This window comes from Vibrio sp. MMG023 (assembly GCF_021654215.1).
Lineage (GTDB): Bacteria > Pseudomonadota > Gammaproteobacteria > Enterobacterales > Vibrionaceae > Vibrio > Vibrio jasicida.
In genome coordinates, this window is sequence record NZ_JAKFZP010000003.1 from 84,395 (window position 1) to 103,325 (window position 18,931).

General features: G+C 44.4%; 19 protein-coding genes. 10 read left to right on the forward strand and 9 right to left on the reverse strand.

The features are described 5' to 3' along the window. Positions 1-257 precede the first annotated feature (257 nt). The 6 genes from L1076_RS10110 to yfcE all read left to right on the forward strand — a co-directional run bounded on the left by L1076_RS10110 (position 258) and on the right by yfcE (position 3,513). Positions 258-992: a DUF1538 domain-containing protein gene (locus tag L1076_RS10110; protein WP_038865727.1), complete on the forward strand. Its 735-nt coding sequence runs from the start codon at positions 258-260 to the stop codon at positions 990-992. Then, positions 989-1,780 carry a DUF1538 domain-containing protein gene (locus L1076_RS10115; RefSeq protein ID WP_038865726.1) on the forward strand — a complete coding sequence of 264 codons (792 nt, stop codon included), beginning with the start codon at positions 989-991 and terminating at the stop codon, positions 1,778-1,780. The genes L1076_RS10110 and L1076_RS10115 overlap by 4 nt, the downstream gene beginning before the upstream one ends. Beyond that, positions 1,770-2,120, forward strand: a complete 351-nt coding sequence (locus L1076_RS10120; protein WP_045409063.1) for a P-II family nitrogen regulator — start codon at positions 1,770-1,772, stop codon at positions 2,118-2,120. The genes L1076_RS10115 and L1076_RS10120 overlap by 11 nt, the downstream gene beginning before the upstream one ends. Next, on the forward strand, positions 2,117-2,524 hold the full coding sequence (locus L1076_RS10125) for a CBS domain-containing protein (RefSeq protein WP_038865724.1): 408 nt from the start codon (positions 2,117-2,119) through the stop codon (positions 2,522-2,524). Before L1076_RS10120 ends, L1076_RS10125 begins: the two co-directional genes overlap by 4 nt. A gap of 163 nt (positions 2,525-2,687) precedes the next feature. Further along, entirely contained in the window at positions 2,688-2,897 is a 210-nt protein-coding gene (locus L1076_RS10130; protein WP_080774343.1) for a hypothetical protein, read from the forward strand. Positions 2,898-2,967: 70 nt separating this feature from the next. Further along, positions 2,968-3,513, forward strand: a complete 546-nt coding sequence (gene yfcE / locus L1076_RS10135) for a phosphodiesterase (protein ID WP_038877557.1) — start codon at positions 2,968-2,970, stop codon at positions 3,511-3,513. Positions 3,514-3,572: 59 nt separating this feature from the next. Here the strand turns inward: yfcE and L1076_RS10140 are convergent, their stop codons facing one another. The 4 genes from L1076_RS10140 to L1076_RS10155 are packed head-to-tail and all read right to left on the reverse strand — an operon-like array spanning position 3,573 to position 6,077. Then, positions 3,573-3,851 carry a SelT/SelW/SelH family protein gene (locus tag L1076_RS10140; RefSeq protein ID WP_005436938.1) on the reverse strand — a complete coding sequence of 93 codons (279 nt, stop codon included), beginning with the start codon at positions 3,849-3,851 and terminating at the stop codon, positions 3,573-3,575. A gap of 23 nt (positions 3,852-3,874) precedes the next feature. Next, positions 3,875-4,630 carry a sulfite exporter TauE/SafE family protein gene (locus L1076_RS10145; RefSeq protein ID WP_237303767.1) on the reverse strand — a complete coding sequence of 252 codons (756 nt, stop codon included), beginning with the start codon at positions 4,628-4,630 and terminating at the stop codon, positions 3,875-3,877. A 47-nt stretch (positions 4,631-4,677) separates the two neighbouring features. Next, positions 4,678-5,193, reverse strand: coding sequence for a transmembrane regulator ToxS (toxS, locus tag L1076_RS10150; RefSeq protein ID WP_038865718.1), 516 nt, complete (start codon positions 5,191-5,193; stop codon positions 4,678-4,680). 11 nt (positions 5,194-5,204) lie between these two features. After that, positions 5,205-6,077, reverse strand: coding sequence for a transcriptional regulator (locus L1076_RS10155; RefSeq protein WP_038865717.1), 873 nt, complete (start codon positions 6,075-6,077; stop codon positions 5,205-5,207). A gap of 271 nt (positions 6,078-6,348) precedes the next feature. Here L1076_RS10155 and htpG point away from each other — a divergent pair, with 271 nt between their 5' ends. The 3 genes from htpG to hemH all read left to right on the forward strand — a co-directional run bounded on the left by htpG (position 6,349) and on the right by hemH (position 10,320). Continuing rightward, positions 6,349-8,253, forward strand: a complete 1,905-nt coding sequence (gene htpG / locus L1076_RS10160; RefSeq protein WP_237303570.1) for a molecular chaperone HtpG — start codon at positions 6,349-6,351, stop codon at positions 8,251-8,253. Positions 8,254-8,571: 318 nt separating this feature from the next. Continuing rightward, positions 8,572-9,216, forward strand: a complete 645-nt coding sequence (gene adk, locus L1076_RS10165; protein ID WP_038865715.1) for an adenylate kinase — start codon at positions 8,572-8,574, stop codon at positions 9,214-9,216. Positions 9,217-9,357: 141 nt separating this feature from the next. Further along, on the forward strand, positions 9,358-10,320 hold the full coding sequence (gene hemH / locus L1076_RS10170) for a ferrochelatase (protein ID WP_042604281.1): 963 nt from the start codon (positions 9,358-9,360) through the stop codon (positions 10,318-10,320). 85 nt (positions 10,321-10,405) lie between these two features. On the opposite strand, the gene L1076_RS10175 is transcribed toward hemH, so the two are convergent. Further along, entirely contained in the window at positions 10,406-11,794 is a 1,389-nt protein-coding gene (locus L1076_RS10175) for a peptide MFS transporter (RefSeq protein WP_237303571.1), read from the reverse strand. 332 nt (positions 11,795-12,126) lie between these two features. Here L1076_RS10175 and rfaH point away from each other — a divergent pair, with 332 nt between their 5' ends. Continuing rightward, the gene (rfaH, locus tag L1076_RS10180) at positions 12,127-12,627 is read left to right on the forward strand and encodes a transcription/translation regulatory transformer protein RfaH (RefSeq protein ID WP_038865712.1); all 501 of its coding nucleotides are present in this window, start codon (positions 12,127-12,129) and stop codon (positions 12,625-12,627) included. A 104-nt stretch (positions 12,628-12,731) separates the two neighbouring features. On the opposite strand, the gene asnB is transcribed toward rfaH, so the two are convergent. The 4 genes from asnB to nagA all read right to left on the reverse strand — a co-directional run bounded on the left by asnB (position 12,732) and on the right by nagA (position 18,650). Next, a complete protein-coding gene (asnB, locus tag L1076_RS10185; protein ID WP_038865711.1) occupies positions 12,732-14,396 on the reverse strand; it encodes an asparagine synthase B in 1,665 nt (554 codons plus the stop codon). Positions 14,397-14,625: 229 nt separating this feature from the next. Then, entirely contained in the window at positions 14,626-16,215 is a 1,590-nt protein-coding gene (locus tag L1076_RS10190) for a cation:proton antiporter family protein (protein ID WP_038865710.1), read from the reverse strand. 81 nt (positions 16,216-16,296) lie between these two features. Then, positions 16,297-17,511, reverse strand: a complete 1,215-nt coding sequence (locus tag L1076_RS10195; RefSeq protein WP_038865709.1) for an ROK family protein — start codon at positions 17,509-17,511, stop codon at positions 16,297-16,299. Between the two features lie 2 nt (positions 17,512-17,513). Next, positions 17,514-18,650, reverse strand: a complete 1,137-nt coding sequence (nagA, locus tag L1076_RS10200) for an N-acetylglucosamine-6-phosphate deacetylase (RefSeq protein WP_104027674.1) — start codon at positions 18,648-18,650, stop codon at positions 17,514-17,516. Between the last annotated feature and the right edge of the window lie 281 nt (positions 18,651-18,931).

The following is an 18,931-nucleotide window of genomic DNA, read 5'->3' on the forward strand; positions in this document are numbered from 1 at the left end:
TTATCCCTTTGATTGTAAAACTATTCAAACATTATAGTCGTTAACGGCCTAGCATGATCATTTCAATGACTTGCGTTGTCGATTTTATTATTAGTTCCTAAGCAGTTAGAAGCGTTTTGTTGTGAAGCGATGTGAAGCTCACAATTTGAATAAATGTAACAAGATGTTATTAATCATCGAGTGCGGCTCACACTTAGTTGCAGGAAACTGTGTCATGCTGACTTTAAAGGAAGATGACATTAGGGTAGGAGGCGTATATGGAAGCATTTTTTGCTCTGTTTCGAGCCTTACTCAGCAGTGCTCGCGACCTACTACCTATCGTTCTTGTTATTACCTTTTTTCAGCTCGTTGTTTTGCAAGAGCCACTCCCTAATCTTGTCTCCATTCTATTTGGCCTTCTTTTGGTTATTCTCGGCTTGACCTTCTTTATCTTTGGTTTGGAGCTTGGGTTATTCCCGATTGGCGAAAACATGGCGCAAGCTTTTGCCAGTAAAGGCAGCGTGTTTTGGCTGCTGATTTTCGCATTCTGCTTAGGCTTCGGTACAACCATTGCTGAACCAGCATTGACTGCTGTAGCGGAAGAAGCTTCGGAGGTGGCGGCTGAGGGAGGGATGATTGCCAATACTGAGCAATCAATGGAGGAATACGCAGATGGCTTGCGCTTAACGGTTGCTTTGTCGGTGGGCGTGGCGATTGTATTAGGCGTACTTCGGATTCTAAAAGGTTGGCCGATTCAGTACATGATCATCGGAGGCTACATCGGCGTTGTGATACTGACGGGATTTGCGCCGGAATCTATCATCGGTGTGGCTTACGATTCTGGCGGTGTGACGACTTCTACCATCACGGTGCCTCTGGTTACTGCTCTTGGGGTTGGGCTCGCATCGGCGATCAAAGGACGCAATCCCATGATTGATGGGTTTGGACTTATCGCTTTTGCCTCCTTGTTACCGATGATGTTTGTGATGGTTTATGGGATGGTGGTGGCATGATTTCCTTTGCACATTTCATCGATACTTTTATCTCAACCATCACTGATGTGGTTCCTATCGCGACCATTATCTTCGGTTTTCAGTTGGCAGTGCTGCGCCGTCCAGTTTCAAACTTACCCAAAGTAATACTTGGCTTTGGGTACGTTATTTTAGGGTTATCGTTATTTTTGCTTGGTTTGGAAATGGCGCTGTTTCCACTTGGTGAAACCATGGCGACTCAATTGACTGCACCAGCCTTCTTGCTGGAATTTAAAGTCTCAATCGGCCAAGCCTTGAGTTGGGTTGATTATTACTGGGTGTACATCTTCGCTTTCTTTATCGGTTTTAGTACCACCATAGCGGAGCCTTCTCTTATCGCGGTCGCCATTAAAGCTAATCAAGTGTCTGGTGGCAGCATCAGTGTGAACGGGTTACGTGTTGCTGTTGCTTTAGGTGTCGCGGTTGGCATTGCGTTGGGCAGTTACCGAATCGTAGTGGGCGATCCGATTCATTATTACATCATTGCAGGTTACATCGTGGTGGTGATTCAAACCTTTTACGCGCCGAAGCTAATCGTTCCTTTGGCTTACGATTCGGGTGGCGTGACGACGTCTACGGTCACAGTGCCTTTGGTGACTGCACTTGGCTTGGGGTTGGCATCGACGGTTCCGGGACGAAACCCCATGATAGATGGCTTTGGTTTGATCGCCTTTGCCAGTTTATTCCCAATAATTTCTGTCATGGGCTATGCCCAAATCACCCAGTGGTTAAACAAAGAGACTGCGGAGGAAAAAGAGAATGCGCTTTAAACTAATACTGGCCTTTGTAGAGGATAGCAAGACCGACAAAGTGCTGGATGCGGCTCGTGATGCAGGGGCAACGGGTGCTACGGTGATTAACAACGCTCGAGGGCAAGGTTTAAACCAAAAACGCACCTTCTTTGGATTGACTTTAGAAGTGCAAAAAGACGTGTTGTTGTTTGTTGTTGAAGAGCATTTATCCAGGCACATACTAGAGACAATCAGCGAGGTCGGAGAGTTCGACCAAGAGTCAGGCCAAGGCATTGCCGTACAAATTGATATCGAGGATGCGGTTGGCGTCGCGCACCAAGTAGAAAAACTGACCAAAGTGGTAGAGGACGAATTATGAGTAATCACGAGTTAATTCGAGTCAGAGACGTGATGGCTGCAACGTATATCATTGTAGATGGGTTAATCACGGTTCATGAAGGTATTACGTTAGCGAAAAGGAGTGAAGTTAAAGCGCTGGTGATTAATAAGCGTGATAGCGATGATGAATATGGCATTGTTCTGATGAACGATATCGCTAAAAAAGTACTGGCAAAAAATCGTTCTCCGCAACGAACCAATCTTTATGAAATCATGACTAAACCAGCACTGTCCGTCGATCCCAATATGAATGTGAAATATTGCGCACGCTTATTTGAACGATTTGGTATTAGTCGCGCACCAGTGATTGAAAATGGTGAGGTCATTGGCATGGTGAGTTACAACAACATTGTGATTAATGGTATGGCGAGAGAAGAGGTATAGGCGGCTCTTTTCGTTAATGGCTCAATAGAGGGTAAGAACGGAAACATTCTCATCACAGCGACAAATAGCAAACCGAGTAATAATTACTTATTTGTGCCATTGCATATCCGTAAACTGAGGCTTATTCTTTGAGAATTAAAGAAATAATTGAGGATGTCATGTCATGCCGCTAGTTGCTTGCCCTGTGTGCGAGAAGCAAATATCAAAACGAGCTCACACCTGTCCAGGATGTGGAGAGCCAGACCCACTAAACCACCTAGCCAAGTCTAAGTTTTTATCGATGATATTTTGGGCTGTAATCCTTGTGGGGGCCGGTTATTTTGCTTGGTTCTACTTGGTGCCAATGTTGGTTGAAATGCTTCGTAATCACTAGTTTTGTACTTTGGTTGAGCTTCTATAAGAATGCCGTAGAATACCCTCATACATTTTGAGGAGACGATGTCGTGAAACTATTTTTTGCCTCAGACTTGCATGGCTCTTTGCCGGCAACCGAAGAAACTATCCAGCTTTATTTGGCCTCTGGTGCTGACCATCTCATCTTATTGGGTGATACGTTAAACCACGGGCCAAGAAATCCAATCCCAGAAGGTTACAACCCGCCACAAGTCGCAGAGTTACTTAATCAATATAGTGAGCAGATCATCTCTGTTCGTGGTAATTGTGACAGTGAAGTTGACCAAATGCTGTTGAACTTCCCAATGATGACGGAATACGCATGGCTGCTATTGGAGTCGGGTAAGCGTATGTTCCTCACTCATGGTCATTTATACAACAGTACAAAACGCCCGCCATTGCGTGAAGGCGACATCATTGCTCATGGTCATACTCATGTTCCAGTGGCAGAGATGCAAGAAGGTGCGATCATCTTTAATCCGGGATCAATGACCTTCCCAAGAAATGGCTTGTCACGTAGCTATGGTTTGATGGAAGGCAACACACTAACGGTGCAAACGCCAGAAGGTGAAGTGTTAGCTCAGACTACGATTTAATTTTCGTGTCATTGAATAAATCGGTAATTAGATAAGTAATCAAGGGGGCCATTGGCTCCCTATTTTGTATCTGAATGACCTAAATCGCGTTCTGGATCGATGATATCTCTTACGCGTTGCTTTAGGATTTTGGCTTCAGGGAAACCTCCGTCTTTTTTACGTTCCCAAATCTGGACGCCATTGCAAAAAATCTCAAAACGGCCACCCGTATCAGGATGTAAGCTGACGGTTTCAATCTCTTCACTGAATGTATGAAGCAATTCTTGCGATAGCCAAGTTGAACGCAACATCCAATTGCACTGACGACAGTAGTGAATGTCTATGATGGCTTTATCCATTTCTAATTTCCTTTCTTTAAATACTAAAGCAACAGCTTGATGCCGACTGCAAAGGTGAGGATTTCAAACGCGATTTTGATAACTCGATTGCTGTACTTTGTCGCCGCCCATGCACCTAAGCTGCCGCCTAAAAATGAACTCACTAATAAAACCGGTAACCAGGCCCAATGAATTGGCGCTCCGGCTTGTACCACTGCGACGCCACCGATACCATTCCAAAACAGACCGACACAAATCATTGTATAGGCCACCGCTTGCTTGTAGTCGTAACCAAACCAACGCACAAGGAAAAGGGTAACAAACAAGCCAGAGCCAGCAGTCAACGAGCCATTCACTATACCAATGAACATCAAACCTAACCCGCCGACTATCCAGCCAAAGGTATCACGATGAGTTGGTATCTCTGTCTGACCTAGTTGTTTCTTAAAGCGAGAGTAAATTCCAAGAGCAAGGATCATCGCCCCGAGCATTTTCTCGGCGATGTTATCAGGAATTTGGACAATCAGGTTTGCGCCAATTACAACGCCAATGCTGCCCACCAGAATCAGATAAAGCGCGACTTTAGGTTTTATAGTCCCGGCTTTTAGATGCGTACTCGCAGCACCAAGTCCAAGGGCAACGGAAGCGACTTTATGCGTTCCTAGTGCGACGGAGAAAGGCAAGCCAAGGAAGATCAATAACGGAAATTGCAGTAACCCAGCGCCACCACCAGAGAGGGAAGCGAGCGTATTTGCGATAAGAGAACCAAAGAAGAGGGTAAGGGTATCTAGCCAGTCCATGTCCAAAATAAAAGGGGGCATCTTGCCCCCTTATCATCGAATCAAAATCAGTTTCTAAACAGTACCGTAGAACCGTGGTTCAGGCTAGTCAGTAGTAACGTTTTTTCGTTCACGACATCAATGCGACGGCTCTGTTCGGCATCTAGCTTAAAGATTTGAGTAATGAGACGAAGTTGCGATTCAGAGAAGTCTTTGGACTGAGAGGCCGAAATATCTTTGAACTCAGCAGGCGATACCAACAAATAATTGTCGCTCACTTCCCATCGACCTTTTTCCGAAATGTTGATGGTTGACTCCGCCGTTGAGTCTTGCGCAAACAATCGAATATTTGCTACACGGATGTAGTCACCGTTTGGTAAATACTTCACGTTCGATTCAACATTGACTTTGCGTAGTGGTCCTACAGTATCGTCTGGCAAGTTATCAGTGATCAGTGTGACCATGGTAGATTGCCACTCGTTTGCTGTCAGTACTTGTTCTACTTTTAGGTCACTGCCCCAATATAACCAGCCACTAAAAAGGATAGATACGGCTAAAACCGCAGATGCTATTTTAATCTTCATTTCAGCCTCCTTTAGTTGCAGATGTCTGTTGGGTCATTACGACCAGCGAAGATTCGCAGCGTCACATTCTCGTATGAATGGTCGCTATCATGAATATAGTTAAGTATCAGTTGATTGTTCTGGCCGCCAGTGGCGATAACTTCGACTGGCGAAGACTCTTCCGCATGATGCTCCACATAACGTTTGATGCACTGCTCAATGGATGGCAGCCAATCGTTCAATTGTGGGTGATTAATGGGTGTCATAACGGGGACGTTATGGTACTCACCAACTTGACGGAATTGAGACTCTGCAGGATTAGTTAGTAACAATACGCACACTGGCAATAGCAGAGCGACAATAACAAGCACGCGCGCGATCCAGTGGTTTGTTTTTGGTGCTGGCGTTGTTTTTGGTGTTTCTAATGACGCTTCAAGTTCAACAGGTGCTTCAGCAATTGTTTCCGTCGAAGATTCTGTGAATTGCTCTAAATCTACGACAGGTGCTTCGTTTTCATTCTCTGGATCATCAAGTTCAGGGAGAGAATCAGAAGACAACGGGCTTAAACGTTCAACAGAACAAATCAATTGGTAACCGCGTTTAGGGACTGTTTTTACGAATTCTGGCGATTTAGTTGAATCCTTCAACATTTTTCGCAGGGTAGAAATTGCTTGAGTTAGGCTTGAGTCATCCACCTCGAAGCCTTGTTCGCGCCAAACAAACTCATGCAACTCGTTACGTGTTAATACTTCGTTAGGTCTCTCTGCCAACAACAGGAGTATACGGCTTTCGTTGCTTCCTAATCGTACAACTTCGTTGCCACTTTGTTGGTCAGCGAGCGAATTACTATTTGGGTCAAAGACAAATCTTTGAGCAAGCAGAAATTTGGTGCCGATGTTAGTCATTTAGTTCTTCTTAGATGGATGATTCTGAAATTATAGTGATTTGCGTCACAAAAAATGGCGTACGCAAAAGGACATGTGCTCGTTTTAGATGCTTTTAGACAAATAGGATAATTAAAATTTTCTAAAAAAACACCGTTTTTAGCAATATTGACCTTGAATTTACATTTGTCAGCCACATGTTAAATGACATCGTGGTAAAGCTGTTTTTATAAGGCAGCGGTTAGGACTTTGTCATTTAAAGTCTTTTTAATTTAGAAGTTATGGAGCAAACATGAGCGACACCGTATCCCCAAACAAAGAAACTCGTGGCTTTCAATCAGAAGTAAAGCAGTTACTTCACCTGATGATCCATTCTCTTTATTCAAACAAAGAGATTTTCCTACGCGAGTTGATCTCAAATGCATCTGATGCATCTGATAAATTACGCTTCCAAGCGCTATCTAACCCAGATTTATATGAAGGGAATGCCGACCTTGGTGTAAAGCTTGCGTTTGATGAAAAGGCTAACACACTTACGATCTCTGATAACGGCATCGGCATGACGCGTGACGACGTGATTGAGCACTTAGGTACTATCGCGAAATCTGGCACGGCAGAATTCTTTTCGAAGCTGTCTGATGATCAAAGTAAAGACTCGCAGCTGATTGGTCAGTTTGGTGTTGGCTTTTATTCAGCGTTCATCGTTGCTGACGCGGTGACTGTGCGCACTCGTGCTGCGGGTACTGCTGCTGACGAAGCGGTTCAATGGCAATCTGCGGGTGAAGGTGAGTACACCATTGAAACCATTACGAAAGACTCTCGTGGTACCGACATTGTTCTTCATATGCGTGAAGAAGGTAAAGAATTTCTAAATGAATGGCGTCTGCGTGATGTCATTAGTAAATATTCTGATCACATTGGTATTCCAGTTGCAATTCAAACCACTGTTCGTGATGACGAAGGTAATGAAACGGGTGAGAAGAAGTGGGAGCAAATCAACAAAGCTCAGGCACTTTGGACCCGCAGCAAGTCGGATATCTCTGAAGAGGAGTATCAAGAGTTTTACAAACACGTTTCTAACGATTTCGCCGATCCGCTTACGTGGAGTCATAACCGTGTAGAAGGTAAGAACGATTATACCAGCCTGCTTTACATCCCAGCGAAAGCGCCATGGGATATGATGAACCGCGACCATAAGTCGGGTCTAAAGTTGTACGTGCAGCGCGTATTCATCATGGACGACGCTGAGCAGTTTATGCCATCTTACTTGCGTTTCATCCGTGGTTTGATTGACTCGAATGATCTGCCATTGAACGTGTCTCGTGAAATTCTTCAAGATAACAAGGTCACTCAGTCACTTCGCAACGCATGTACCAAGCGTGTACTTACTATGCTTGAGCGTATGGCGAAGAATGATGATGAAAAATACCAATCATTCTGGAAAGAGTTCGGCCTTGTCATGAAGGAAGGCGTTGCAGAAGACATGGCAAATAAAGAGAAAGTTGCTGGTCTATTGCGCTTTGCGTCTACTGAAGTGGACTCTGCTGAACAAACCGTTGGTTTGGCTTCTTACATTGAACGCATGAAAGAAGGCCAAGATAAGATTTACTACCTAACGGCAGATAGCTACGCAGCCGCGAAGAACAGCCCGCACCTAGAGCAGTTCAAAGCGAAAGGCATCGAAGTTATCTTGATGTTTGACCGCATCGATGAGTGGCTGATGAACTATCTAACCGAATTTGATGGTAAGCAATTCCAATCGATTACCAAAGCGGGTCTTGATCTGAGTAAGTTTGAAGACGAAGCAGAAAAAGAAAAGCAGAAAGAAACGGAAGAAGAGTTTAAGTCTGTAGTTGAGCGAACTCAGTCATACCTTGGTGACCGCGTGAAAGAAGTTCGTACGACTTTCAAGCTTGCTACTACGCCTGCAGTTGTCGTGACTGACGATTTCGAAATGGGTACACAGATGGCGAAGCTTCTTGAAGCGGCCGGTCAAGCAGTACCAGACGTGAAGTACATCTTCGAAATCAACCCAGAGCACGCACTTGTTAAGCGTATGGCAGATGAAGCCGATGAAGAAGCATTTGGTCGCTGGGTGGAAGTGTTGTTGGGCCAAGCGATGCTGGCTGAACGAGGTTCGATGGAAGACCCGACGCAATTTGTCGGTGCCATCAACAAGCTTTTGACTAAGGTTTAATAACCAAAAATCAATGAAAAGCTCGCGAAATGCGAGCTTTTTGTTTGTAAACGCATAGATTCACACTTTGATTGTTGAGTTAGTAATCAATAAAACTCGAAAGCAGGCATCGCTAACATTCTTTAGTCTTAATCTGCTCATTGCTTAGTGAACCTGTGTTAGAATCTCGAACTTGAATGTGAGTAATAAGGCGTGTATTTTGGCTCGCCTAAATGTTATACCGAAACTTATCGTTGCGACTGCCTCGACGGGTTGCGGCCCAAGAAGCCAGCTATTGTGAGCTTCGGTATAAATCTTAAATATTAAAGAGGATAAATCATGCGCATCATTCTTCTAGGTGCTCCAGGTGCTGGTAAAGGCACACAAGCAAACTTCATCATGGATAAATACGGTATTCCACAAATCTCTACTGGTGATATGCTTCGTGCTGCTATCAAAGCAGGTACAGAGCTTGGCAAACAAGCTAAAGCTGTTATCGACGCTGGTCAGCTAGTTTCTGATGAAATCATCCTTGGCCTTATCAAAGAGCGTATTGCTCAAGACGATTGCGCGAAAGGTTTCCTACTAGATGGTTTCCCTCGTACTATCCCTCAAGCTGATGGTCTAAAAGCAATGGGTGTTGATGTCGATTACGTAATCGAATTCGACGTTGCTGACAGCGTAATCGTTGAGCGTATGGCTGGTCGTCGTGCACACCTTCCATCAGGTCGTACTTACCACGTTGTTTACAACCCACCAAAAGTGGAAGGTAAAGATGACGTAACTGGCGAAGATCTTGTTGTACGTGATGACGACAAAGAAGAAACAGTACGCGCACGTCTGGGTGTTTACCACGAGCAAACTGCACCACTTATCGAGTACTACGGTAAAGAAGCAGAAGCAGGTAACACTAAGTACCTTAAGTTTGACGGTACTAAGCAAGTTGCAGAAGTAAGTGCAGATATTGAGAAAGCACTAGCATAATTTGCTAGCGGCAAAATTTAATATTTTGATATATTTAAAAGCGACCTTAGGGTCGCTTTTTTTTATTCAGCTTGTTTGAACGGTGAACCAATTTCTTATACTCATCGTACAATCAACGCCGTTTACCATGAATAGGATGTTATGAAAAACAATAATAAGCAAGGGGTGTTACTGGTTAACCTTGGCACTCCCGATGAGCCGACCGCACCGGCAGTAAAGCGTTTTCTCAGTCAGTTCCTTCATGATCACCGTGTTGTCGATATGACTCGTTGGCTGTGGTGCCCAATCCTTCACGGTATTATTTTGCCAGTACGCGCGCCGAAAGTTGCAAAACTCTACCAATCTGTATGGATGGAAGAAGGCTCGCCTTTGATGGTGCACTCTAAGCGACAAGCAGAGAAGCTCGCAGTCGCGTTAGACATGCCTGTGGAATTAGGAATGACTTATGGTACCCCAAGTCTTCTAAGTGGTTTTGAAGCCCTGCAAGCGCAAGGTGTCGAAGAAGTGGTCGTGTTGCCGCTATATCCGCAGTATTCGGGGACGACGACAGCTGCAGTCTCTGATGGCATGACGAAAGCGTTCAAAAAAATGCCAGTGATGCCAGAATTTAGCTTTATTCGTGATTATCACAACCACCCCAAGTACATCGCAGCATTAGCGCAATCAGTACGTGAACATTGGGAAGAGCATGGGAAAGGGGAGTACCTGCTGTGTTCTTACCATGGTATTCCAAAGCGCTATGCCGACAATGGTGATATCTACCCTAAACATTGTGAAGAAACGACGCGATTGCTAGGTGAAGCATTAGGGTTAACTGATGACCAGTTCGGTATGACGTACCAGTCTCGATTTGGCCGTGAAGAGTGGTTACAACCTTACACCGATAAAACGTTAGAAGTATTACCAAGCCAAGGTAAGAAGAAGTTAAGTATTCTAACGCCTGCATTCTCGTCAGATTGTTTGGAAACGTTGGAAGAGATTTCAGAAGAGTGCCGTGAGATTTACCTTGAAGCAGGCGGGGAGAGCTTTAGCTACATCCCTTGTTTAAACGACAATGATATGCACATTGATATGATGGTCGATTTGGTGCGTTCTAAGCTTTAATCTTTCAAGCCTTCGAGCTTCTGTTTTGTTTACAGAGAACAAAAAGGGTCGCGATTGCGACCCTTTGTTTTATTTGTACTTTATATTAAGCAATTTGAGTTTGTTGCTCTTCAATTTGTTCTGCTGTGCTGTGTGTATTTTCTGCACCGTGCATCCAACGAACTAGCGTGTTAGAGAACAACAGTAGAATTACACCAGAGATAGTCGCTGTTACTGCAATACCACTGAAGATTGCTAGTGCACCTAGTTCACCTACGTGAGAGCCAACATAACCAGCAACGTAGTTTGCGATTGCGTTACAACCGAACCATGCACCCATCATAAGTGATGCAAGACGTAGCGGAGCGAGCTTCGTTACTAGAGATAGACCAATAGGAGATAGACACAGTTCACCCAACGTATGGAAGAAGAATGCACCTACTAGCCATAGCATTGATGTTTTAACCGCAGTATCACCACCTTGCTCCATAACGGCACCAACCATACATAGGAAACCTAGTGCTAGGAAGAACATTGCGAAGGCAAATTTCATTGGCGAGTTAGGTTCACGTTTACCCAGCTTCACCCATAGAACGGCTAATACAGGTGCAAGAGTAATAATGAAGAATGGGTTTAGTGATTGGAACCACGCAGCAGGCACTTCAAAACCACCGATCATACGATCTGTGTATTGTTGTGTGTAGATGTTCATTAGACCGCCGGCTTGTTCGAAGCCCGCCCAGAAAACGATAGTGAACAAGCTCATCACAAGGATAACTTTGATTCGGTCGACTTCTTCTTTAGTTAGAGGCTCTTTCTTCGCAGATTTTTTAATCGCTAGGTCACGTTTTGCTGCTGGTACACGGCCAATATCACCTAACCAAGATTGAGCCATGGTCATTTGCATCACAAGGCTGACAATCATACCAACACCAGCGGCAACGAAACCGGCTTTCCAACCAAATTCATTGGTTACTGAGCCAGATACCACACCTGCAAGTAGTGCACCTAGGTTAATACCCATGTAGAAGATAGTGAATGCGCCGTCACGACGGTTATCACCTTCGTTGTAAAGGTCACCAACCATTGTTGAGATGTTTGGCTTAAATAGACCGTTACCACAAATAAGCAGAGCAAGACCTAGGTAGAAAGTGTGTAGAGAGCCAAGACCGAGCGCATCAGCTGGCATTGCTAGCGTAAATTGGCCGATAGCCATTAATGCACCACCAATGAGGATCGAACGGCGTTGACCTAGATAGTTATCCGCAAGGTAGCCACCAATAAGCGGAGTGATGTAGACAAGTCCAGTATAGATGCCGTAAAGGTCTAGGGCATCTTTAGTCGACCAGCCAAGGCCACCGTTCATGGTTGTGTCAGTAAGATAAAGTACTAGAATGGCGCGCATTGCGTAGTAAGAAAAGCGTTCCCATAGTTCTGTACCGAACAATAAGAACAAGCCACGTGGGTGACCAAAGTATTGATGTTGGTTTGACATAAGCTCTTCTAATAGTAGTTATTACATTTTTTAACGAAATCTACGTATACATGGCAATTTTATGTCTGACAAACAATAAAATTTTATGTGACGATTCATTTACCTTATGAAACGACTGCTTAGTGTTGAAATGGCGGGGTTTTTGTCGGTGATTTGGTCGTGTTACAAACTTACTTTTCATTTTTGCCTATAGACTTATTTTCTTAAGCTGATGAAAAGGTGTAAGTTGTATGTGCAATATAAAGTGGCTTATTGATAGGTTACTTGAATATCCATGACTCATCTTGGGCTTAATGCTAGGATGAGAGAAAAATATAATTGGCTAGTAAAAAATGAAACGTTGGTATTTACTTTATTGTAAACGTGGAGAACAAGTTAGGGCAAAACAGCACCTAGAAAATCAGGGTGTAGAATGTTTTTACCCAACTGTTGAGGTCGAAAAGATCTTACGGGGTAAGCGACAGAAAGTCGAAGAGCCGTTGTTCCCGTGTTATGTATTTGCTCGATTTGATTATGAAAAAGGCCCTAATTTCACCTCAGTACGTTCTACACGTGGTGTTGTGGATTTTGTGCGTTTTGGTGCGCAGCCTAAAGAAATCCAAGGTGATCTGGTTTTTGAGCTTAAACAGCTGGAAACCTGCACAGACGATCATTCTGATTCTGAATGTATGCCACAGCCTGGTGATGAGGTTCGAGTTAAAAGCGGGCAGTTTGCGGGTATAGATGCCATCTTCCAAGAGCAAGATGGTGAGAAGCGCTCAATCATGTTAGTGCAGATGATCACTAAGCGAGTGCCGGTAAGCATAGACAATAATGACCTCGATTTAAAATAACCAACAGTCATTCTGGTATAAAAAAAGAGGTGCTTTTGCACCTCTTTTTGATCTTTGTGCCTAAAGACTGAAAGGCAGCTGGTGGAGCCAGTCCTACCTTAGAATTAATATGCGTCGTTATGAACGGCTTGCACAGCGCGTCCTGATGGGTCTACACAGTTTTGGAAAGACTCATCCCATTCAATCGCTTTCGCTGAAGAACACGCTACTGAAGGGCCTCCAGGAACACATTCAGCTGCAGAAGGCAGCGGGAACAGCTCTTCAAAGATCTCGCGGTACACATAACCTTCTTTTGTGGTTGGTGTGTTATAAGGGAAACGGAACTGCGCTGTTTCCATTTGCTGGTCTGTCACTTTCTGCTCAGCCACTTCTTTTAGAGTATCGATCCAGCTATAGCCTACACCATCAGAAAACTGTTCTTTTTGACGCCATGCAATTGACTCTGGTAGGTAGTGCTCGAAACACTCACGTAGAATGTGTTTTTCCATTTTACCGTTGCCACACATCTTGTCCGCTGGGTTCAGGCGCATTGCAACGTCAATAAATTCTTTATCTAGGAATGGAACACGACCTTCTACACCCCACGCCGCTAGCGATTTGTTAGCACGTGCGCAGTCAAACATGTTTAGAGCGAGAAGCTTACGTACCGTCTCTTCGTGGAACTCTTGAGCGTTTGGTGCTTTGTGGAAGTACAAGTAACCACCGAAAATCTCATCCGCACCTTCGCCAGACAGTACCATCTTGATGCCCATTGCTTTGATCTTACGACCCATAAGGAACATCGGAGTAGAAGCTCGAATCGTTGTTACGTCGTACGTTTCAATGTGGTAAATCACGTCACGAATGGCATCCAAACCTTCTTGGATGGTGTATGTCATTTCATGGTGAACAGTCCCAATTTGGTCAGCAACTTCACGAGCAGCTTTCAGATCGGGCGCACCTTCTAGGCCGACAGCGAAAGAGTGCAGTTGTGGCCACCAAGCTTCAGACTTCTCATCATCTTCAATACGCATCGCTGCAAAGCGTTTCGCTACCGCAGACGTAATAGAAGAATCTAGACCACCTGAAAGAAGTACACCGTAAGGCACGTCAGTCATTAGTTGGCGCTTGACCGCTGCTTCTAGAGCTTCAGTCAATTCTTCTTTGCTAGTGCTGTTACCTTGTACGGCTGCGTATTCATTCCAGTCACGAGTGTAGTAGCGTTGAGGCTCTGCATCTGCACTGCCGTAGTGACAACCTGGAGGGAACTCGCTCACGGTCTTACATACTGGTACTAGTGCTTTCATTTCTGAAGCAACATAGTAGTTGCCGTGCTCATCGTAACCTTGGTAAAGCGGGATGATACCGATGTGGTCACGGCCCACTAAGTATTCGTCTTTTTCTTCATCGTAAAGTACGAATGCGAAAATACCGTTTAGTTCTTCAAGAAGGTCTGCGCCCATGTCTTGGTATAGCGCTAGGATAACTTCACAATCTGAATCGGTTTGGAATTCGTATTTACCTTCGTAGCGAGCACGAATCTCTTTGTGGTTGTAGATTTCACCGTTTACAGCAAGGATGAGTTTTTTATCAGGGCTGTATAGTGGTTGCGCACCACTATTTAGACCAACGATCGCTAGACGCTCATGCGCAAGAATTGCGCGTTCTGATGAGTAGATTCCAGACCAGTCTGGACCGCGATGACGAAGCTTTTTCGACATCTCAAGTGCGATAGGGCGCAATGCTGCTGCATCACTCTTAATGTCTAAAATGCCAAATACTGAACACATACAACATCCTTTTTAAACTAAACAATTTTTAATCGGTATGGCTTCAATTTGCCATTGTGAGTAAAAAAAGCAACGTTTTATGATTAAAAAAATGATAAAAAGGCTTGTCTATTAGATAGTGTTTAAAATAAGTCTTGTTTTGATGAATGAGATTAAGGTTTGGTATAAAAAACACACAAAAAAGCCCTCTTATTGTTAGAGGGCTCAATAAAAATATTGTTTTTGATGCTTATTTCATCGGGGTGAACTGAGGTTGAAGTTGCTCGCAAACATGACGCGCAAAACCGCTACCGGCTTCACTATAAATGTTCAGCGCCGCATCAACACCACTTTCTAGTAATCCTTCTAGCTGATCGGGATATTCAGCAATCGCTGCAATTTGGCCTTTATATTTTCGGCTTTGTAGTTGCTCTAATGCGGTTTGGTTTCCTTGGTGATGTGGCATCGCCAGTAAGACCAACTTTACATTGGCTGTGTCTAAAATTCGTTCCCAGAAATCGGGGTCGGTCGCGTCGCCAGAAATTACATTGCGTCCTTCAGAACGGTGTTTATGCGCTGCTTCTTCACGGACTTCTACACCAAGAGAAATCTTGCCATAGCGAGAACGCAACTCATCGTAGGCACCAGTGCCAATTCGGCCCATACCTAAAATCAGGACTTGAGCATGGCCCGGGTTGATAAGTTGGTCGCGTTGATTGAGCTTTTCGGCTGCTGTTTCTTGTAGCCATTTCCCAGAATGCTGGTAGATCTGGTGACCCAAGCGGTTCAATGGTGCAGAGATAATGAAAGAAATGGAGACGGCAACTGCAATCGCAGCAAGCATATCACTTGGCATCCAACCCATTTTGTAGGCCAATCCACCGACGATCAAACCAAATTCACTGTAGTTGAATAATGATAGTGATGTCAGCAGTGAGGTACGTACGCGGAATTTGAAATAGTTGATGGTTAGGAAGTAAAGCAGACCTTTAATTGGCAGTAGTAAAATAAACAGCAACGCCAAACCAATGCCTGTGAAGCTCAGAGATGCCGACAAACCAATATTCAAGAAGAAGCAGACTAAGAATAGTTCTTTCATATTGAATAGAGATTTGGATAATTCAGATGCTTTACGGTGTCCTGCCAAGAGCATACCGAGGATAAGAGCACCGAGGTCAGGCTTCATACCTACAAGCTCAAATAGGCCTGCGCCAACGACTAACGCAAAGAAGATACCGAAGAGAACCAGCATCTCGCCATGGCCTACCTTGTCTAAGAGTTTATAGAACAATGGACGAAGAAGAGGCAATGCAAACAAACCTATCGCATACCACTCCGGAATTTTACCTGTTGAAGCGGTAAGGAAAACCACGGCAAAAATATCCTGCATAACCAGAATACCAATAGCTAGGGTCCCGTAGGTCGCGTTCATCTCACCTTTTTCTTGCAGTGTCTTAACGGCAAATACAGTACTGGAAAATGATAAAGCAAAAGCGAGAAGTAGAATTTGCGAGCTATCCATGCTTGTCAATGAGGATAAGCCGAGCAGTTTTAGTCCAATAAGAACAAGCGCAAAGAAAAGAGTTGAAAGAACGTTGTGCGCCGTGGCTCCTCCCCAAATTTCTTTAGAGAGTAGGGTTTTGACATCTAGCTTTAAGCCAATTGTAAAGAGGAGAAGCGTAACACCAAGATCTGCAAGGGTAACAATGACGTCATTACTTTGGTAACCAAACGCGTGCAAGCCAAAGCCGGCAAGTAGAAAGCCAACCAATGGAGGGAGGTGGCATTTGAGCGCAATAAAACCGGCGATGAAGGCCGTTGTAATTAGAATAATTTCCATACTGTTGAGCTATATTCCTGATATACAAAAACGGGCTGTGAAATCACAGCCCGAGATTGTAACTCAATTGGTTGTATAAACTTAGTCTTCTAGTAACTTTTGTAACAAAACTCCGTTCAACATGGCGCGTTTAATCATCGCAAATGCGCCCATTGTTGGGTGTTTATCAATATGAGAAGCAACAATTGGAAGTTCGTTATGGAAGGTCTTCAAAGATTGGTTTTCTACGTTTCGCTGAATCGCTGGGAAAACAATTTCTTCAGCGGCAGTAATGTCACCAGCAATGACAATTTTTTGTGGGTTGAATAAGTTGATGGTAATTGCAATCGCTTTACCAAGTTGATTACCCACACGAACCAGGCTTTGTTTCGCCAGTTCATCACCATTCATTGCGTGGTTACAAACATCTTCAATCGTGATGTGTTCAAGCTGAGTTAAACTAGATTCGTAACCTTGTGCAATCAGTTTTTTCACACGTTGAATGATTGCTGGATTTGCCGCTACGGTCTCTAAGCAACCAAAGTTACCGCATTGGCATTGCTCACCGAGTGGGTCAATTTGGATGTGGCCGATTTCACCTACGTTGCGGTTAAAGCCCAAGAAAACTTGACCATTTACGATGATGCCCGCACCAGTACCGCGGTGAACACTGACCAGAATTGAGTCTTGGCAATCTTGGCTTGCACCAAAGTAGTGTTCAGCCAGAGCCATACCACGTACATCGTTACCAACGAAACACGCAGTATTGAACTTCTCACGGATGATTTCGCCAAGCGCTAAGTTATCGATATCTGTGTTTGGCATGTATTCAACAACACCTGTAGTTGGGTTTACCAAGCCAGGTAGGGTGATGCCGATAGCAATAAGTTGGTCGATTTTATCTTGGCAGCGATTTACGAAGTCTTTCAACAGATCAATCAAACCAGCGATCAAGTCAGCCTGATTGGTGTAGTGAAGTTCGTGTTGGTCTTCTGCCAACGCCGTGCCACCTAGATCGTACAAACTAAATTGCACGTAGTCTCGGCCTAATCGCACAGCGATAGAGTGGAAGGGTTTTACCTCAGTGGTCAACGATATCGCTCGGCGACCACCGGTAGATGCTTGTTGCGCGACCTCTTTAATTAAGCCGCGCTCTAAGAGTTGGCGGGTTATTTTGGTAACACTCGCAGGGGCGAGCTGACTAACATCCGCGACTTGAATACGGGAAATTGGACCTTGTTGGTCAATCAGCCTGTATACCGCAGCGCTGTTGAGCTGTTTTACTAAATCTACATTACCAATCTGTCCGCCATTCATGCTTAATTTTGCTCGTATTGTCCGTTAACAACCGTCGCTTTTACATTGAAGTCACGATCGAAAATAGTCAGGTTTGCCACCATTCCTTTTCGAACTCGGCCAAGACGTTCCTCAACACCGATTGCGGTCGCTGGGTACAGTGTAGCCATTCGTAGAGCTTCGTCTAAAGCGATGCCTGCGTGCTCAACTGTATTCTGAACTGCTTCTATCATAGTCAGAGCTGAGCCGCCTAATGTGCCATTTTCATCAACACATTTACCATCTCGGTAATATACTTTCTTACCAACAAAAATAAAGTGATCCATGTTAGCACCTGCTGGAGCTGTGGCATCCGTCACCAAAACAAGCTTTTCACCTTTGATTTTATGAGCAATTCGGATGTTTGCGTAGTCTACGTGAAAACCGTCAGCAATGATGCCGGCGTAAACTTCCGGAGTGTCATAAATCGCACCAACAACACCAGGTTCACGGCCAACCATTGGCGTCATTGCGTTGAATAGGTGAGTAGCAAAGGTGATACCTGCTTCAAAACCTTCACGCGCTTCTGCGTAAGTCGCATTTGTATGGCCGATTGATACGACGATACCTGCCGCTTTAAGACGTGCAATGTGTTCAGGATCATTTTGCTCTGGTGCTAGTGTTACTTTTGCTACGAGATCTGCATTCGCACAAATAAGGTCAATCATGCCGTCGTCAGAAGGGCGGATGAAGTCCACGCTGTGGATGCCTTTCTTCGCAACGTTAAGGTAAGGACCTTCAAGGTGAAGACCTAACGATTGGTTTTGGTATTTGTTGTGGTATTCACGAGCCGCAGCAATCGAAGCACGCATGTCTTCGTCTGAAGACGTGATAAGAGTTGGTAGGAAGCTAGTACAACCCGACTTTAGGTTGGCTTCGTGCATGATTTGCATGGTTTCAGGTGTGATTTCGTCGTTTAGCATCACACCGCCACAGCCGTTTAGCTGAAGGTCAATAAAACCAGGGCTTAGATTTGCACCGCCCAGATCTTTGATCTCAATACCTTCTGGTAATTGAGTTACTGGCACAACTGATTGAATCTGGTCATTGTCGATGATGACCGCATGATCGGTAAGAACATCACTACCGGTATAGATTTTACAGTTACTTAGCGCGTACATAGTCAGCTAGTCCTTATAGATGAGAATTCATTTTCTGTCCCGTTATCTAACTGGTGACTGCATGAGTCATGCTGGTACTTAGTTTGTATCACTGAATTAGATAACGAGTCACATACAGCAAGTCGCGTTTTATCGATGTCATTATCAGAGTAACTAACTGAAAAATAATAAATGAATTAGTTTTTATGATTGTTTTCCAGAGCGAAGTTACTGCGAATCATCTGTAGAGATACCAAAATAACACTGATTCTGTCTTGCATAAAGTGCGAGAATCTTATCTC

Excerpts from the sequence above, each read along its gene's own strand:
- L1076_RS10110 (WP_038865727.1), top strand. The coding sequence starts at position 258 with ATGGAAGCATTTTTTGCTCTGTTTCGAGCCTTACTCAGCAGTGCTCGC.
- L1076_RS10115 (WP_038865726.1), top strand. The coding sequence starts at position 989 with ATGATTTCCTTTGCACATTTCATCGATACTTTTATCTCAACCATCACT.
- L1076_RS10120 (WP_045409063.1), top strand. The coding sequence starts at position 1,770 with ATGCGCTTTAAACTAATACTGGCCTTTGTAGAGGATAGCAAGACCGAC.
- L1076_RS10125 (WP_038865724.1), top strand. The coding sequence starts at position 2,117 with ATGAGTAATCACGAGTTAATTCGAGTCAGAGACGTGATGGCTGCAACG.
- L1076_RS10130 (WP_080774343.1), top strand. The coding sequence starts at position 2,688 with ATGCCGCTAGTTGCTTGCCCTGTGTGCGAGAAGCAAATATCAAAACGA.
- L1076_RS10140 (WP_005436938.1), bottom strand. The coding sequence starts at position 3,851 with ATGGATAAAGCCATCATAGACATTCACTACTGTCGTCAGTGCAATTGG.
- L1076_RS10145 (WP_237303767.1), bottom strand. The coding sequence starts at position 4,630 with ATGGACTGGCTAGATACCCTTACCCTCTTCTTTGGTTCTCTTATCGCA.
- toxS (WP_038865718.1), bottom strand. The coding sequence starts at position 5,193 with ATGAAGATTAAAATAGCATCTGCGGTTTTAGCCGTATCTATCCTTTTT.
- L1076_RS10155 (WP_038865717.1), bottom strand. The coding sequence starts at position 6,077 with ATGACTAACATCGGCACCAAATTTCTGCTTGCTCAAAGATTTGTCTTT.
- htpG (WP_237303570.1), top strand. The coding sequence starts at position 6,349 with ATGAGCGACACCGTATCCCCAAACAAAGAAACTCGTGGCTTTCAATCA.
- adk (WP_038865715.1), top strand. The coding sequence starts at position 8,572 with ATGCGCATCATTCTTCTAGGTGCTCCAGGTGCTGGTAAAGGCACACAA.
- hemH (WP_042604281.1), top strand. The coding sequence starts at position 9,358 with ATGAAAAACAATAATAAGCAAGGGGTGTTACTGGTTAACCTTGGCACT.
- L1076_RS10175 (WP_237303571.1), bottom strand. The coding sequence starts at position 11,794 with ATGTCAAACCAACATCAATACTTTGGTCACCCACGTGGCTTGTTCTTA.
- rfaH (WP_038865712.1), top strand. The coding sequence starts at position 12,127 with ATGAAACGTTGGTATTTACTTTATTGTAAACGTGGAGAACAAGTTAGG.
- asnB (WP_038865711.1), bottom strand. The coding sequence starts at position 14,396 with ATGTGTTCAGTATTTGGCATTTTAGACATTAAGAGTGATGCAGCAGCA.
- L1076_RS10190 (WP_038865710.1), bottom strand. The coding sequence starts at position 16,215 with ATGGAAATTATTCTAATTACAACGGCCTTCATCGCCGGTTTTATTGCG.
- L1076_RS10195 (WP_038865709.1), bottom strand. The coding sequence starts at position 17,511 with ATGAATGGCGGACAGATTGGTAATGTAGATTTAGTAAAACAGCTCAAC.
- nagA (WP_104027674.1), bottom strand. The coding sequence starts at position 18,650 with ATGTACGCGCTAAGTAACTGTAAAATCTATACCGGTAGTGATGTTCTT.